Raw genomic sequence first — 14,927 nt, 5'->3', positions numbered from 1 at the left:
ACCTTTTGGGCTTTTGGTGGGGGATTTTCCTTTGAAAGGGATTTTATTATGCTGCCATTGCAAAGGAGCGGCATTCTCTCGCACAAGCCAAGCACATTTGGCCACACATTTGAGATTCGTGATCATTGTGTCTCAAACATTCATGGCCACACACCTCGCAAACATAAGCACAAAAATCACACATTGCTTTCATAACCGGGCTTTGTCTAGATATAGACTTTGAACACAAATGACAGATTGAAGCACATTCAGTTAAAAGTTTGATTTGATGTCTTCGTAAGTGAGCGTCCTGTCTATGAAGTAATACATGAACGGTATGTTCACACATAGCAGCACAATCGTGAAGCATCTTTAACATCTCAGGCATCATTGTTTGAATTGGCATCTAAAGCACTCCTCTAAGAATTAATAAATAATCTTAATAACGTATTCAATGGGTGAATGTCCCGATACAATCGTTTAAGCCTTTTGGTGATCATCTTTATTTTTTTACACTATATTTCCATTATTTGATTTTATGTGTATAATACAATATATGTATAATACACATAAAGGAGCTGTTTATTTTGGAATTAAACAATATTTTGGAACTTCGATTGAATGTACAAAAATTTATCAGGCATTTTGGTTTATTAGAGCAAACAGTAACCCCATGTGGTTTTCAACTTTCAGTATCACAGGTATTTGCTCTACAAGAAGTGGAGAACTCCACTCTAATACTTGGTGAATTAGCAGATAGGCTGCATCTAGAACGAAGTTCAGTAAGCCGGCTTGTTGATGGGCTAGTAAAAGGAGGCTTCGTAAGCCGGGAAATCAACGAACAAAACCGAAGAGAAATGTTAATTTCTCTTACTGAAAAAGGTGAACGGACAATTGAGCAGGTTCGTCAGCAGTCCATTCGATTTTATCAAAATGTTTTGCAACACATGACTGAAGCTGATCAACAACTGGTTCAGCAGGGATTCGAAAAATTTACAGGAGCTCTATTAAAAAACAAGGGGAAACAGGATGAAATATAAAAAAAGTCAAACAGCTACAAGTTTATTATCGTTTATTTTTTCTTTTCTGGCTTCATCCCATCACTGGCTTCATATTGGGATTTTACTTCTCTTAGGCGGCTCGACGAATATGATGGCGACAATGTCAGCAGCATTATGGATTAGACGTATCATGATCATTGCAACCATTATAACGATGTTTGTATCGATGTATCGTTTAATTAAACACAAGTATAAGGTAACTTGGGTGATTATTATGACTATTCTCTCTGCCGCGATTTCATTGGGTTTTATAATGTATACACTTGTGAAGTTTGGTTGGTAAAGCCTGCTTGGTTGTTTCAATATCAGCGTGGGAATAATTTCTAAAGGTGGGCTAATCAATTTTTATGGAAAAAATTAAAAAATGGTCTTGATATAGGATATGGGGGTATGGTATATTCAAAATGTGAGGAGGAAATGATATGGAACAACATGATAAACAAGAATTAAATGAGGACAGTTGTCATTCTGGCAGTGATCGAAAAAGTCATCATTCTGATAAAACAAAAAATAATTTGATTTCAAGGCTCAATCGCATCGAAGGACAAATTCGCGGTGTGAAAGGTCTTATTGAGAAGGATACGTATTGTGACGATGTGTTAAATCAAATCGCCGCGGTTCAATCAGCTTTAAACGGTGTTGGGAAACTGCTTCTAGAGCATCATCTAAACAGCTGTGTAATCGAACGCATTCAAGAAGGCGATAATGAGGTTATTAAAGAACTCATGGTTACCATGAATAAATTAATGAAATAATAAGGAGAGATTAGATATGCAAACAGTTACACTTAAAGTTGAAGGTATGTCCTGCGGTCATTGCGTGAATTCCGTTGAAGGCGCAGTTAAGAAACTTGGTGCTTCCGGCAAAGTTGATTTGAGTGGTGGATCCGTTACTGTAGATTTCGATGAGTCTAAAGTTTCATTGGACGCTATTAAATTAGCAATCGAAGATCAAGGCTATGACGTTGCGAAATAAAGATAAATGAGCCGCTTCATGCGGCTCCAATGTAACACCTATTTTTTTTCAATAAAATATACCCCGTAGGGGTATGGAGGGGCTGGAGGGTAAGAAATGGCGAAACCATTAGAGCAACAACAAGCGAGTTTGCAAATTACGGGCATGACTTGTGCAGCATGCGCAAACCGTATCGAAAAAGGCTTGAAGAAATTAGAAGGTGTTGCAGATGCCAACGTGAATTTTGCACTTGAGAAGGCTTCAGTGACGTATAATCCGAGTCAAATCAGCGTATCTGCCATGGAAGAAAAAATACTGGATCTGGGTTACAGCACCGTGAAGGATGCAGTAGATTTTAATATCGTAGGTATGACATGCGCAGCGTGCGCCACACGTATTGAAAAAGGCTTAAATAAAATGCCTGGTGTTAGCAAAGCAACTGTTAACCTTGCTTTAGAAACTGCTCATGTTGAGTTTAGCGCTGCCGAAGTTTCTGTAAGCGATATGGTTAATAAAGTTGATCAACTGGGATACAAAGCCATGCGTAAAGAGGAAGAATCATCAAAAAGTGATTATAAGCAAAAAGAGATACACCACAAGAAAATTCAGTTAGCGGTATCGGCAATCCTTTCGTTACCACTTCTATGGGCAATGGTGAGCCACTTTACATTTACATCGTGGATTTACTTGCCAGAGTTTTTGATGAATCCTTGGGTGCAGCTTATACTTGCCACACCGGTACAGTTTATTATCGGTTGGCAGTTTTACGTAGGGGCATACAAAGCCCTTCGTAATAAAAGCGCCAATATGGATGTGCTTGTTTCTCTCGGAACATCAGCCGCGTACTTCTATAGTTTATATCTAACGCTTCAGTGGGCAATTTCAGTTGATGCTCATCACCATGCACCGGATATGTATTACGAAACAAGTGCGATTCTTATTACTTTGATTATTTTAGGGAAACTGTTTGAGGTGTTGGCGAAAGGACGAACTTCTGAAGCCATCAAGAAATTGATGGGGCTTCAAGCGAAAACAGCGTTAGTCATTCGAAATGGTGAAGAAATGGATATACCAGTTGAAGAAGTTGTCATTGGGGACATTGTTCTTGTAAAACCAGGTGAGAAAATCCCAGTCGACGGTGAAGTTGTAGAAGGTTTGTCCGCTGTTGATGAATCCATGCTAACTGGGGAAAGTATCCCTGTTGAGAAAAAAACTGGTGACGCCGTTATTGGCGCTACTGTTAATAAAAACGGCAGCCTAAAAATTAAAGCAACTCGTGTTGGGAAGGAGACAGCTCTCGCTCAAATTATCAAAGTTGTAGAAGAAGCCCAAGGCTCTAAAGCGCCTATTCAGCGTATTGCTGATGTGATCTCGGGTATCTTTGTCCCGATTGTTGTAGGAATTGCTGTTGTAACATTTCTGGTTTGGTATATTTGGGTTGCTCCTGGTGAGTTTGCAACTGCGCTTGAAAAGGCTATTGCTGTCCTTGTCATTGCTTGCCCTTGTGCTTTAGGACTTGCAACACCAACCTCCATTATGGCTGGATCTGGTCGCGCGGCGGAATATGGCATCCTGTTTAAGGGTGGGGAACATTTAGAATCCATGCAAAAAGTGCAAACCATCGTGCTTGATAAAACGGGTACGGTAACGAAAGGAAAACCGGAACTTACAGACGTTCAAATTGAAAATATGGATGACGAAGATACAATTCTTAGACTAATCGGCTCTGCCGAAAAACAATCAGAGCATCCACTTGCTGAGGCAATTGTTGCTGGGATTATTGCTAAAGGTATCCTACTGACCGCTACTGAGCAGTTTGAAGCCATTCCCGGCTACGGAATTCGAGCCATCGTAGAAGGCAAGGAAGTGCTGGTTGGAACCCGTAAGCTCATGCAGCGTGAAACAATCGACTTTGGAAAAGCAGATACGGCTATGGAAAAGCTCGAATCCGAAGGTAAAACCGCTATGCTCGTAGCGGTGGATAACAAGTACGCAGGTATGGTAGCCGTAGCGGATACGATCAAAGACACATCGAAAGAAGCGGTCTCTCGTTTAAAACAAATGGGCATCGAGGTCATCATGATGACAGGTGACAACAAACGAACAGCACATGCCATAGCGCAGCAAGTTGGCATCGATCATGTTCTCGCGGAAGTTCTTCCGGAAGGCAAAGCCGAAGAAGTGAAAAAACTTCAAGCACAAGGAAAGATAGTGGCGATGGTGGGCGATGGCATCAACGATGCTCCTGCTCTTGCGACTGCAGACGTCGGCATAGCTATTGGCACCGGCACGGACATTGCGATGGAAGCAGCGGACGTGACACTGATGCGCGGAGAACTTACAAGCATTTCAGATGCCATTTATATGAGCCGTAAAACGATGACCAACATTAAACAGAACCTGTTTTGGGCACTCGGTTACAATACACTCGGGATTCCGATTGCGGCACTTGGACTTTTGGCACCCTGGGTAGCTGGTGCTGCTATGGCACTAAGCTCGGTATCCGTTGTGTTAAACGCCTTACGCTTGCAACGAGTGAAGTTATAATCGGCATATATGGGAGGGGAAGACATGCAGATGATGAAGTTTGCAGTTACCCCAGGGTTTCAAACTGGGGGCACCTTATTTAAGCCAGAACAATTGGCTGTTCTTGGATCGATCGTCGGTGAGGATGCTAAAATAGAATTAACGACATTTAAACAACTGTATGTTGAAATGCAAGAAGAGAAAATGGATGAAGTGAAGGAAAAGTTGTCTGGCATCGGATTAGAAATATATCCTACGGGCTTCGTGACCAAGAGCCTCATTACGTGTAACTTTTGCCGCGGAGCAGAAGATGCAGGGCTTGAAATGGCTGAAGCGTTAAACAAAGCGATTTCAGGGATCGAAACGCCAACACCTTTAAAAATCGGCTATGCGGGTTGTGCGCTCGGAACGAGCGAGCCGCTTTTGAAAGATATTGGTGTGGTCAAAATGAGAGATACGTTTGATATTTATGTCGGTGGTGAGCCCAAATCGTTAAAACCATCTTTTGCGGTCTTGCTAATATCCGATGTTAAAGCAGACAGGTTGATTCCGATGGTTCAAAAGCTTATCCATCATTTTCAACAACATGGAAAAATGAAGGAAAAGTTTTCGAAATTTATCAATCGGGTAACAATCGAGGCATTGCGTGAGGCAATTGCAGAGTGAGTGTAACGGGGGTCTGTTTGATTTATGAAGACAATTTTAATCGTTGATGATGAAGAAAAGATCCGTGAAGTTGTTGCATCCTATTTGCAAAATGAAGGATATGCTACTATTCAATCCGGTATAGGGAACAAAGCACTTGATCTCGTTCGCGGCGGAAATGTTGATCTTCTTATTTTGGATCTGATGCTTCCGGACATGTCTGGGGAAGATGTATGCAGAGCGATAAGGCAGTTTTCACCTGTTCCCGTCATCATGCTAACAGCGAAAGTTTCTGAAGATGACCGCGTCCAAGGATTAACACTTGGTGCCGATGATTATGTCGTGAAGCCATTTAGCCCACGTGAATTAACAGCAAGAGTAAAAGCTATTTTGCGTCGCACGCAAGATGATACGCTTCTTGCTGAAATCATCTCGTTTCAAAATGACGACCTTGTCATTCGGCCGATGAAACATGAAGTTTATAAAATAGGGAATCTGATAAGTCTGACTCCAAATGAATATAAATTGCTACTGATTTTGGCACATCATCCAAACCGAACCTTTACACGGGAGGAATTAATTGAAAAAGTGCTCGGTTTTGATTTTGAAGGCGATACTCGCTCGATAGATCAGCATGTCAAAAACCTCCGTCAAAAGATAGAAGCTGATCCCAAAAAGCCTCAATACATCGTTACCGTCTTTTCAGTAGGTTATAGGTTTACTGGAGGCGAATCATCATGAAAGGATTATACGCACGAATCGCCATCGCATTTATTGGGATAGCCACCATTGTTTTGCTTATTTCAACCATAGCGTTTGTTTTGGCAACACATTACCACTTCTCGTTGTATCAAGATCAAGCTATGGATACTAATATGAATTCCCCAACGTTTGACACCCATTTTGAGCAGGCTTTAGTACAGTCTGTTCTTGTGTCTGCCATTATTGGTATTATGCTCGCGGTTCTGTTAAGTCTTTTTGTCGCTAAGCGAATAACCGCCCCGCTGATACACATGAAAAATGTTGCAGAGAGAATGGCAAATGGAGAGCTTGGAGCAAGAACGACAGTCAAAGGCAATGACGAGATCGCTGATCTAGGGGGCTCTCTTAATCACCTTGCCGAACAGCTCATGCACCAGGAGCAGTTACGTAAAACGATGACTGCTGATGTGGCTCATGAATTAAGAACGCCGATTGCAACACTTAAAAGCCATATGGAAGCGATGATTGATGGCATTTGGGTACCAACTCACCAGCGCCTAGAGTCTTGTTATGAGGAGATTGAACGTTTGCGGTTCCTTGTTGGTGATTTAGAGCAACTAACAGAAATGGAGTCCCCGCATTTCAAGCTGAAGCTGCATAAAGAAAATGTTTCAGCAATTGTTCGTCGTAATATCGAAGCGAACCGGGCTTCTTTTGATCAAAAGGGAGTTAACCTTTTTTTTGAAGGTTTAACAAACGTTGAAGCTACCTTGGATAGGCAGCGTTTGGGTCAAATTGTGTTGAACCTTTTAACGAATGCGCTAAAGTTTACGCCCCAAGGGGGAAAAGTATCTGTTGAAGTGAAGGAAGAAGAACACGCGGTGGTTATTATTGTATCGGATACTGGGATTGGTATGAATGAAGAGGATCTACGTTTGGTATTTGAGCGTTTTTACCGCGTAGAAAAATCCCGCGACCGTAAATCAGGAGGAAGTGGGATTGGTTTAACTATTGTAAAAAAATTAGTGGAAGCGCATGGAGGAACCATTCGAATGCAAAGTCGGGTTGGTGAAGGAACATCTGTAGAGATACAATTCCCTAAGATTTAGTGCCGATCCTCACAAGATCTACACAAGTACCTTTTATAATAAGGTGATAAAAAGAGGAGAGACTTTGATCTCCGGTCAAAGATCCCCAAGCAGAGAGACTTTGACCTACGCTCAAAGATCCCTATATTAGGAGGAAATCATGAAAAAAGTAGCGATTTCAATTTTACTTACGGCTGCGCTCTTAACGGCATGCGGTAAATCAGGCAGTTCGATGGACCATTCTTCGCATAGCGGAACGGCAGGATCAACGAATAATGTCGCGCAAGGCGGTACCGGGGGAATGGACCATAGCGGCATGGCCAAAGAGGCAGCTTCCACACAAGCAGGAAATGTCCAAGCGCAGTTTAAGCTTTCTAGTGATAAGACAATGCCGAACCAAGATTCAACGATTACGATTAAAATTCAGGATAAAGACGGCAAAGCGATTGATAAATTTGATACCGTACATGAAAAACAGATGCACTTTATCATTGTCAGCAAAGATTTATCTTTCTTTAATCACATTCACCCCGATTACAAAGGAAACGGTGAGTTTACCGTTACCACACAATTCCCGACTGCAGGTGATTTCAAGGTGATCGCCGATATCACTCCAACGGGTATGGGAGCCATGAGTAAGAGCCAATGGATTACGGTTCAAGGAGCACTGCCTGCTCAAAAATCAATTGAACCTGATGCTACATTAACTAAAGTGGTTGACGGTAAGGAAGTCACGCTTTCGATTGATCACCTTATGTCGGGCATGGAGCTAAACTTGAACTTCAATATTAAAGATGCTCAATCGAAGCAGCCTGTAACAGATCTACAGCCTTACCTAGGAGCAGTTGGACACGTCGTGATCTTAACCCAAGATGCAGAAAATTATCTGCACGTACATCCGACAGATGAGAAGGCGTCAGGACCGGATGCCAAATTTATGACGACGTTTCCGCATAGCGGCGTATATAAGATTTGGGGACAATTCCAGCAGAACGGTAAAGTATTTACCGTACCGTTTGTAGTAAAAGTACCGTAATGTGATTGAAGCCCAGTTTCCCCAACTGGGCTATTCATACATTTTTGGAGGGATGACTAATGGACGATCTTCGGTTTGATCCAGCAAAAAAAGAGTTATTAGATTCACCTGACAGAAGAAAATTGCTGCCCCCAGAAAAGTTGTTATCGCTGCTACCGATTAAGAATAATCACGTTATTTTAGATTTAGGCGCTGGAACGGGGTACTTTGCTATTCCAGCCGCTCAGATGACGCTGGAAACCGTATTCGCTCTTGATATTGAACCTGAATTGCTAGCTGATTTAAAAACCAAAATGGAAGAACAAAACATATCAAATATTGAATTACTTGAAGCATCAATAACCAACATTCCACTTACAGATCATTCAGTGGATTGCGTAATAGCCTCTCTTGTTTTACATGCTATAAAGCCCTTATCTTTAGGTATAGCAGAGATTAAACGAGTCATGAAGGATGAGGCTTATCTATTGTGTTTTGATTGGGAACCCAAAGAGAGCCCGATTGGACCTCCAATGAATATTCGGGTTTCCTCAAGTGAGATGGAAGAGGAGCTTAATAAAGCGGGTCTTACGATTGCGAAACGCCTATCACCAACCGATTTTCTGTACATTTTTGTAGTTCAGAAATGATCAAATGAAAAGACGCTCACCTGATGTTTAGGAGGTTAGGGCGTCTTTTAGTTATGTCTAACTGAAATCAAGGTTAATGGGGATAGGTTGTTCATTTTAGATGTTGGAGACACTTCAAATTATTTTTCTATAAGTGCAACTTTATCAATACATGATGTGTCATAGATCTACATAAGAATTCTTCTTATTTACCATGATTTTAATTATTTGTTAATTAGAAGGAGTATCTCTGTTCGATCTCTAAGAGATTTACTATTTAGCGTGGAAACAACAAAACAAGGCAAAAATAAGGAGAGATCAATGTGAAAATTAAAACTGTAATTTTGGGAAGTCTAGCTATACTATCAGTTGGTGGGTATTTACTTTTTAGTCAGCAATCAATACCAAGTAAGATAAAGCCCACTCCCTTATCTAATCAGGAAGTAAAAGCTGAATTAGAAGTCTATCCTTTTGATCAAGCGGTCCTTAAATCAGACTTAATTGTTCGTGTAAAGATCAAGGATAAAGTTGGTCTAATAGATGGACCTATTCCTAAGACTACTTTTGAAGCAAATGTTGAAGAGATCATTACTGATAAAAGTAATAAATCGCCAAAAACAGTGAAAATAATGCAGCAAGGAAGTGAACAAGTTAATTTTAATGGGAATGAACTTTTTAAAAAGAACGAAGAAGTAATTCTATTCTTAATGCAAGCAAAAACAGTGGAAAATGCTTATTGGATTTTAGGAGAAGAAACGAACATTTATAAGGTATTGGAAAACGAGGTAACAAAGTATTCATTGAAAGATAAACAACTAGAGGATATAACAAAGAACTCTTATCTAAACGACAAGAAAGATCGCGAATTTCAGGTTATGGATAGAGAGAAATTTATTGAGAAAATTAAAAGCTACAAAACAAATAAATAGAAAGAGATGTGAAGGTAAATGAAATTGAATAAGAAAATCAAAATTACTATCGGATGCTTTATGTTATGTTTGATTCCATTTCAAACTTATGCTCATACATCTGGTTCTACAGGAAGTGAGTCAAGTCAATGGATTCTCGATATTAATAATCATGCGGGTACCACGAGTATAGGCTATAAGATTGATGTTAGCGTTAACTCAACATATGCGAGCTATATAAAAGATGGTGCAGCACGATGGAATTCTGTAGGACCGGTATCATTTTTTAATACAAATACCACTAACAAAGGGGTATTTTCCGCATATGCTGATCCAGATACCTCTACGGTTGCATTTTTTGGTAACTACTCATCAACGAATGGGCACTTAAGTTCTTGGAATATATTTTTAAATATCCCTAAATTAGATGCCAAAACTGTTGAGGGTAGAAAAGTTACTATGGCACATGAGTTAGGTCATTCAATTGGGTTAAATGATTTATATAGTTCAAATAATATTGGAGTTTTGATGTATGGTTACTCAGATAGAAACGCTACATACCCAACAGCCGCCGATAAAGCAGGAGCAACTGAAGGTGTAAAAAATTAGAATTGGCGAAACAGGTCTTTTTGAAGAAGTTATCTTTTTAAGTTGATAGTATTTCATACTGTATAATAATTGAAAATGATTAATAGCCCAGTTTTCTGTGAAAACTGGGCTATTATACATTGGGGCAAAAGAAAGCATTGATAAAATGACAAGACGCTCACCTGATGTTTAAGAGATTAGGGCGTCTTTTACTTATGTCCACTTTCTGTTCATAAAAAGATGCTAGTATAGATGTAAATAAATCAGGGGGACCGATAATGTACAAGCAAGTTAAAGTTCTTATTATTGAAGATGATCCTTACATTTGCGAATTGATTATTCTATATCTTGAAAAAAGCGGGTATATAGCTAGCATCGCAAACGATGGAATGAAAGGATTAGAGATGTTTTATGATAATCATCCTGATCTAGTCATTCTGGACATTATGATGCCTGAAATGGACGGTTGGGAAGTTTGTAGGGAAATAAGGAGATTTGATAAAACTCCTATTATCATGTTGACCGGGAAAGGCGAAAGTTTCGACAAACTTAAAGGTTTCGACCTTGGCACAGATGATTACTTGGTGAAACCATTTGATCCTAATGAACTGATGGCAAGGATAAAAGCGTTATTGCGGCGAGCCAACCCAATGCTAGATGCAAATGAGATCATTGAACTTCCCTTATTGAAGATTGATCTTGGGCAATACAAAGTGATCAGTGATAAACATGAGATCGTGTTACCGCCCAAGGAAATGGAGTTGCTGTATTTTCTCGCCGTACATTCAAATCAAGTGTTCACACGTCAGCAGTTGTTGAATCAGATATGGGGTTTGGATTATGAGGGGGATCCAAGAACAGTCGATGTGCATATTAAAAGGATTCGAGAAAAATTGGGGGATTCTAATCCTTATTGGAAGGTGAAAACGATAAGAGGAATAGGTTATAAATTTGAGGTGGACATCTAGTGATTCGAAAAAAAAGTATTTTTTTGAAGCTGTTTATCACGTATATCGTCATTTTATTTGTATCGCATTTCGTTCTTGCTATTGCTTCTTTTTTGTTGTTTCAGAACAATCTGACTAACATGCATCAAAATTTAGATCGTAACCAATTACATATGGTGGTTTACTTGTTAGTATTGTCCTCTATTATTTCTATTGCAATTACAGCCGTATTTGCTTACTACCTTTCTAAAAGGATTACCGCCCCACTTCGGGAAATGAATCGGGCTGCCCTCCATATTGCTAGAGGGAAATTTGATCAAAGAGTCAAAATCAACACGCGCGATGAGCTGGGTGAATTGGGAGAGACGTTCAATTATATGGCTCAGGAGTTGGCCGGCTTGGATCAGATGAGAAAGGACTTTGTTTCCAATGTTTCCCATGATTTGCGATCCCCTCTAACTTCAATTCATGGATTTGTCAGGGCATTTCTGGATGACACGATCCCGGGCGAACGAAAACGCCATTATTATACGATCATGAAAGAACAAACTGAGCGAATGATTAAGCTAGTTAATGATCTTCTAGATATGGCTCGAATAGAAGCAGGGCAACTCGAAATACGTCCTGTCATCTTTAATTTGTCGGAATTGGTTCGTCAAGTCGTGGCTCGCATGGAACCTGAATTTGTGAAAAAACAAATCAATGTGGAATTGATATCTGAAGAAGCAGAAGACGTCCACGTATTTGCTGATCCGGATCGAATTGATCAAGTGATTGCCAATTTGATTCAAAATGCCGTACAATTTTCCACAGCCGAGAGTTCTGTCGAAGTGATATTGGAAAAAAATGAACAAGCGGTAATTTCTATTCGAGATTACGGACCGGGAATCAGGCAAGAGGACATTGAATATATTTGGGAACGATTTTATAAAGCAGATAGAGCCCGAATTAAAAAAACAGGTACAGGGATCGGATTGTCCATTGTTAAGCACATATTAGATCTTCATCAAAGCTCCATTCACGTAAAGAGTGAAGTGGGGAAGGGGTCAATCTTCACTTTTACGCTCCCTATAGCTCCGAACTTATCTAAAAAACCTGAAAAAGAGTGATTTTCTCCGTTCACCTCCTGTTCATGAAACATTGATATACTGGGTTCTGAACCAAGTGATCATGAAATAAAGAGGAGGATATCTCAATGAGTAAATTACCAGAATCCAATGAAGACACTAGTGTGGAGCACGGCCACGGATCACCCCCCAGCACACCACGTTGGGTGAAAGTTTTTGGTATCATCGCCCTTGTCCTGGTCCTGCTGTTTGTCATCCTGCACCTCACAGGCAATAACTTTGGTGGTCATGGCGGACACACACTACACTCCAGCGGCATAGAACAAGGAGTGGAATAGCCATGACCATGACACCCCATATCCGCAAGTTCGCGCTTACCTTACATGTCACTTCCTCGGTCGGATGGCTTGGAGCAGTCGCTGTCTTCCTAGCTCTCGCCATCGCGGGTCTGACCAGCAAGGATGCTCAGATGGTGCGCGCTACTTATCTCGCGATGGAGTTAAGTGCTCGGTTCGTCATCGTTCCGTTGTGCCTCGCTTCGCTGCTAACCGGGCTTATCTCGTCATTGGGTACCGAGTGGGGCTTGTTCCGGTACTACTGGATCCTGATTAAACTCCTGATAACTATCCTTTCCACCATCGGCTTGCTGGTGCATTTACAGCCGATTAGATATTTAGCAGAAGTTGCAGCAAAGACAACATTGTCAAGTAGCGATTACCAGGCGCAAATCCAACTCGTGATCATCGCAAGTGCCGCCATGCTAGCGTTGCTAGTGGCCACGACGCTATCGATGTACAAGCCGCGGGGCATGACCCCGTACGGATGGCGAAAGCAGTATAAGAAGCGTACGAACTCGTAGCCGTAGATTCAGCAAGTTCTACTTTTCCTCGAGCGAGCGAAACCTGTCCTGACTTTACTGGGGTGACTAGAGCATAGGAGCATAATCAATGCGAGACTGAGGGCTCCCCAGCGGGGTTAGCTTGTTTGTGATGTGTGGCAGCCTGTGCAACGAGCCGGGATGTGGCTTGATGGGAGCGTGTCTGGTGTCTTATTGATGCCCCTGGGCTGGTCATACGGTGAGGAGTGGGGGAAGAGAGAAGAGGGCTTACGAGTTTGAGCTAAGGTTCCCCAAGGCATTGAATATAGATTTTGTATGCGCTGTCCTATTCAGTAATTCAAGAGCTATTAATTTTCCATTAATCGCAATAGCCGGAACAGTTTGAATGCCGTAAGCTTTGGCTTTATCCTCAGATTCAGTAGTACCACTTTTTTTATTTAAATCATAAACAATAACCTCACAGTTTGAACATACTAAATCATTGACTTGCTGTACAACACCGTCACATAAATAACAACCAGCTGTAAATATTTCGACTTTTGCCAATTTAATTTCCTCCTTCAGATAGTTTTCTAATAATTGGGCATTCATTCTTTGGAAATTTAGGTTCCGAATCTTGCCGTATAATTGCTGACTCTAATAAAGATTTAAAGTTATTTAAATGATTTATTTTTTCTTCGATTTCTTGAATTTTTACCGCGGCAAATTGGTACATTTCCTCAACTGGAAAGTAGTCTTCCTTCTTGTATACGAATAGAAGATTTTTAATTTCCTCAAGGGTAAATCCTAAATCTTGTGCGCGTTTAATAAATTGAATGTCATCAATTGCTTCGTGAGAAAACATTCTGTATCCAGATTCGGTTCTAGGAGGCTTAGATATAAGCCCCCGTCTTTCGTAATATCTAACTGTTTCAATATTAACGTTAGATGCTTTTGCTACTCGGCTTACCGTTAACCTACTCATCGTTACCCTCCTTTTTTATTATGATAAACCCTGTACCAAGGTACAAAGTCAATCTGTTATTTCTACGTCTCATCTCTTTGCTCCTTCATTATTGTAAGTTTTAGGGAGTTACTGTGAGCGTGATGACCATTCCAGATTCTTTATGACCCGGAAGCGTGCAGACAGCTTTATAGATACCTGGTTTATCAATGCGAATGACATCGCTATCTTCTGATCCCGGCATAGCATGGATATGGATGTTCGCACTTTCAATTTCAAAATCATGCTCTGCTTTCCCGCTATTAACTAAAGTAACTTTTACATATTCATGAGCACTTATCGTTATGTTTTGAGGTGAAAATGCAAAATCGGTAGCAGTGATGACAAGTTCATTTGTATAACTGCTATTTGATTTTTCATGATAGTGGTTTTCTGGGCTCATGTTATCCATATGGGCGGGGAGAGGTTGGGAAAAGAAAAGGGAGATAAACAAAAAGATATTAACAGAAAACATGGTTTGCGGTAAGAAGAAAAACCGCGATCGTCTTGTTGAACCCACGTTCTTAACTTCACCTATAAGCATGAGGAACAAAATAAAAATAATGCTTGCAGTGAATACTCCTGTAATTTTAAGCGTGGGTGTAATATACGCAGCTGGTAACATTGCAATTAGCATGGCACCCATCATTCCGCCCATAATGCCTGATAGCAAGCCATCAAGTACAGCCATGGTGCTGATCGGAATCCCAGCTATAGCGCCAATCATACCGGCAAGTAACATACTGATCATACACGCTTGAAAAAAATGTCCAGGAAATAATGCAGCAATTAGTGTCCCTGCTCCAAGACCTATCGTCATCCCAAGACACATGGCGCTCATCATACCTACCATGCAGGTTATTCTGGATCTAAATCGAATAACAAAAGCTATAATCCAAAAGGAAAGCATGGAATATTCAATTATAAATATTAGGGGACTGTTCATAGTTTCTCCTCCTTATATAGGATACATATGGAGGGTATATGTGCAATATGTA

Annotated in this window: 20 protein-coding genes; 16 read left to right on the top strand and 4 right to left on the bottom strand. The window is 40.6% G+C overall.

Going from position 1 to position 14,927, the window contains the following annotated elements:
• Positions 1 to 46 precede the first annotated feature (46 nt).
• Positions 47 to 358: a four-helix bundle copper-binding protein gene (locus tag QFZ77_RS38165; protein ID WP_483874777.1), complete on the bottom strand. Its 312-nt coding sequence runs from the start codon at positions 356 to 358 to the stop codon at positions 47 to 49.
• A gap of 208 nt (positions 359 to 566) precedes the next feature.
• Between QFZ77_RS38165 and QFZ77_RS25805 the strand changes: the two genes are divergently transcribed.
• The 16 genes from QFZ77_RS25805 (at position 567) to QFZ77_RS25730 (ending at position 12,968) form a co-directional block, all read left to right on the top strand.
• Entirely contained in the window at positions 567 to 1,019 is a 453-nt protein-coding gene (locus QFZ77_RS25805; protein WP_307443694.1) for a MarR family winged helix-turn-helix transcriptional regulator, read from the top strand.
• On the top strand, positions 1,009 to 1,323 hold the full coding sequence (locus QFZ77_RS25800; protein WP_307443692.1) for a hypothetical protein: 315 nt from the start codon (positions 1,009 to 1,011) through the stop codon (positions 1,321 to 1,323). Before QFZ77_RS25805 ends, QFZ77_RS25800 begins: the two co-directional genes overlap by 11 nt.
• A gap of 139 nt (positions 1,324 to 1,462) precedes the next feature.
• On the top strand, positions 1,463 to 1,795 hold the full coding sequence (locus QFZ77_RS25795; RefSeq protein ID WP_307443690.1) for a metal-sensitive transcriptional regulator: 333 nt from the start codon (positions 1,463 to 1,465) through the stop codon (positions 1,793 to 1,795).
• 16 nt (positions 1,796 to 1,811) lie between these two features.
• Positions 1,812 to 2,015 (top strand): copper ion binding protein, encoded by a 204-nt coding sequence (locus QFZ77_RS25790; protein ID WP_029195815.1) that lies wholly within the window; start codon positions 1,812 to 1,814, stop codon positions 2,013 to 2,015.
• Positions 2,016 to 2,111: 96 nt separating this feature from the next.
• The gene (locus QFZ77_RS25785) at positions 2,112 to 4,541 is read left to right on the top strand and encodes a heavy metal translocating P-type ATPase (RefSeq protein WP_307443689.1); all 2,430 of its coding nucleotides are present in this window, start codon (positions 2,112 to 2,114) and stop codon (positions 4,539 to 4,541) included.
• A 24-nt stretch (positions 4,542 to 4,565) separates the two neighbouring features.
• The gene (locus tag QFZ77_RS25780) at positions 4,566 to 5,186 is read left to right on the top strand and encodes a nitrite/sulfite reductase domain-containing protein (RefSeq protein ID WP_307443687.1); all 621 of its coding nucleotides are present in this window, start codon (positions 4,566 to 4,568) and stop codon (positions 5,184 to 5,186) included.
• A gap of 24 nt (positions 5,187 to 5,210) precedes the next feature.
• On the top strand, positions 5,211 to 5,906 hold the full coding sequence (locus QFZ77_RS25775) for a response regulator transcription factor (protein WP_307443685.1): 696 nt from the start codon (positions 5,211 to 5,213) through the stop codon (positions 5,904 to 5,906).
• Entirely contained in the window at positions 5,903 to 6,976 is a 1,074-nt protein-coding gene (locus QFZ77_RS25770; RefSeq protein WP_307443684.1) for a sensor histidine kinase, read from the top strand. Before QFZ77_RS25775 ends, QFZ77_RS25770 begins: the two co-directional genes overlap by 4 nt.
• Before the next feature lie 139 nt (positions 6,977 to 7,115).
• Positions 7,116 to 7,991, top strand: coding sequence for a hypothetical protein (locus QFZ77_RS25765; RefSeq protein ID WP_307443683.1), 876 nt, complete (start codon positions 7,116 to 7,118; stop codon positions 7,989 to 7,991).
• Between the two features lie 59 nt (positions 7,992 to 8,050).
• On the top strand, positions 8,051 to 8,620 hold the full coding sequence (locus QFZ77_RS25760; RefSeq protein WP_307443682.1) for a class I SAM-dependent methyltransferase: 570 nt from the start codon (positions 8,051 to 8,053) through the stop codon (positions 8,618 to 8,620).
• 302 nt (positions 8,621 to 8,922) lie between these two features.
• Complete coding sequence (locus QFZ77_RS25755) at positions 8,923 to 9,528, top strand: hypothetical protein (protein WP_307443681.1); 606 nt, start codon at positions 8,923 to 8,925, stop codon at positions 9,526 to 9,528.
• An 18-nt stretch (positions 9,529 to 9,546) separates the two neighbouring features.
• Positions 9,547 to 10,116: a snapalysin family zinc-dependent metalloprotease gene (locus tag QFZ77_RS25750; RefSeq protein ID WP_307443679.1), complete on the top strand. Its 570-nt coding sequence runs from the start codon at positions 9,547 to 9,549 to the stop codon at positions 10,114 to 10,116.
• Positions 10,117 to 10,373: 257 nt separating this feature from the next.
• On the top strand, positions 10,374 to 11,063 hold the full coding sequence (locus QFZ77_RS25745; RefSeq protein WP_307443678.1) for a response regulator transcription factor: 690 nt from the start codon (positions 10,374 to 10,376) through the stop codon (positions 11,061 to 11,063).
• Positions 11,063 to 12,151: a sensor histidine kinase gene (locus QFZ77_RS25740; protein ID WP_307443676.1), complete on the top strand. Its 1,089-nt coding sequence runs from the start codon at positions 11,063 to 11,065 to the stop codon at positions 12,149 to 12,151. The genes QFZ77_RS25745 and QFZ77_RS25740 overlap by 1 nt, the downstream gene beginning before the upstream one ends.
• Before the next feature lie 86 nt (positions 12,152 to 12,237).
• Positions 12,238 to 12,447 carry a hypothetical protein gene (locus tag QFZ77_RS25735; protein ID WP_307443674.1) on the top strand — a complete coding sequence of 70 codons (210 nt, stop codon included), beginning with the start codon at positions 12,238 to 12,240 and terminating at the stop codon, positions 12,445 to 12,447.
• A gap of 2 nt (positions 12,448 to 12,449) precedes the next feature.
• On the top strand, positions 12,450 to 12,968 hold the full coding sequence (locus QFZ77_RS25730; RefSeq protein WP_307443673.1) for a DUF2269 domain-containing protein: 519 nt from the start codon (positions 12,450 to 12,452) through the stop codon (positions 12,966 to 12,968).
• A 246-nt stretch (positions 12,969 to 13,214) separates the two neighbouring features.
• Here QFZ77_RS25730 and QFZ77_RS25725 read toward each other — a convergent pair whose 3' ends face one another.
• From QFZ77_RS25725 to QFZ77_RS25715, 3 genes are all read right to left on the bottom strand, one after another.
• Complete coding sequence (locus QFZ77_RS25725) at positions 13,215 to 13,493, bottom strand: thioredoxin family protein (protein ID WP_307443672.1); 279 nt, start codon at positions 13,491 to 13,493, stop codon at positions 13,215 to 13,217.
• 1 nt (position 13,494) lies between these two features.
• Positions 13,495 to 13,911, bottom strand: coding sequence for a MerR family transcriptional regulator (locus tag QFZ77_RS25720; protein ID WP_307443670.1), 417 nt, complete (start codon positions 13,909 to 13,911; stop codon positions 13,495 to 13,497).
• Between the two features lie 100 nt (positions 13,912 to 14,011).
• On the bottom strand, positions 14,012 to 14,875 hold the full coding sequence (locus tag QFZ77_RS25715) for a cupredoxin domain-containing protein (protein ID WP_307443669.1): 864 nt from the start codon (positions 14,873 to 14,875) through the stop codon (positions 14,012 to 14,014).
• Positions 14,876 to 14,927 lie beyond the last annotated feature (52 nt).

The sequence above is a fragment of the Paenibacillus sp. V4I3 genome (assembly GCF_030817215.1).
Lineage (GTDB): Bacteria > Bacillota > Bacilli > Paenibacillales > NBRC-103111 > Paenibacillus_E.
Note: the sequence above shows the minus strand (reverse complement) of the source record. Positions and strands in the feature narration are given on the sequence as shown.

Excerpts from the sequence above, each read along its gene's own strand:
- QFZ77_RS25715 (WP_307443669.1), bottom strand. The coding sequence starts at position 14,875 with ATGAACAGTCCCCTAATATTTATAATTGAATATTCCATGCTTTCCTTT.
- QFZ77_RS25770 (WP_307443684.1), top strand. The coding sequence starts at position 5,903 with ATGAAAGGATTATACGCACGAATCGCCATCGCATTTATTGGGATAGCC.
- QFZ77_RS25800 (WP_307443692.1), top strand. The coding sequence starts at position 1,009 with ATGAAATATAAAAAAAGTCAAACAGCTACAAGTTTATTATCGTTTATT.
- QFZ77_RS25720 (WP_307443670.1), bottom strand. The coding sequence starts at position 13,911 with ATGAGTAGGTTAACGGTAAGCCGAGTAGCAAAAGCATCTAACGTTAAT.
- QFZ77_RS25780 (WP_307443687.1), top strand. The coding sequence starts at position 4,566 with ATGCAGATGATGAAGTTTGCAGTTACCCCAGGGTTTCAAACTGGGGGC.
- QFZ77_RS25730 (WP_307443673.1), top strand. The coding sequence starts at position 12,450 with ATGACCATGACACCCCATATCCGCAAGTTCGCGCTTACCTTACATGTC.
- QFZ77_RS25760 (WP_307443682.1), top strand. The coding sequence starts at position 8,051 with ATGGACGATCTTCGGTTTGATCCAGCAAAAAAAGAGTTATTAGATTCA.
- QFZ77_RS25745 (WP_307443678.1), top strand. The coding sequence starts at position 10,374 with ATGTACAAGCAAGTTAAAGTTCTTATTATTGAAGATGATCCTTACATT.
- QFZ77_RS25735 (WP_307443674.1), top strand. The coding sequence starts at position 12,238 with ATGAGTAAATTACCAGAATCCAATGAAGACACTAGTGTGGAGCACGGC.
- QFZ77_RS25790 (WP_029195815.1), top strand. The coding sequence starts at position 1,812 with ATGCAAACAGTTACACTTAAAGTTGAAGGTATGTCCTGCGGTCATTGC.
- QFZ77_RS25795 (WP_307443690.1), top strand. The coding sequence starts at position 1,463 with ATGGAACAACATGATAAACAAGAATTAAATGAGGACAGTTGTCATTCT.
- QFZ77_RS38165 (WP_483874777.1), bottom strand. The coding sequence starts at position 358 with ATGTTAAAGATGCTTCACGATTGTGCTGCTATGTGTGAACATACCGTT.
- QFZ77_RS25775 (WP_307443685.1), top strand. The coding sequence starts at position 5,211 with ATGAAGACAATTTTAATCGTTGATGATGAAGAAAAGATCCGTGAAGTT.
- QFZ77_RS25765 (WP_307443683.1), top strand. The coding sequence starts at position 7,116 with ATGAAAAAAGTAGCGATTTCAATTTTACTTACGGCTGCGCTCTTAACG.
- QFZ77_RS25750 (WP_307443679.1), top strand. The coding sequence starts at position 9,547 with ATGAAATTGAATAAGAAAATCAAAATTACTATCGGATGCTTTATGTTA.
- QFZ77_RS25785 (WP_307443689.1), top strand. The coding sequence starts at position 2,112 with ATGGCGAAACCATTAGAGCAACAACAAGCGAGTTTGCAAATTACGGGC.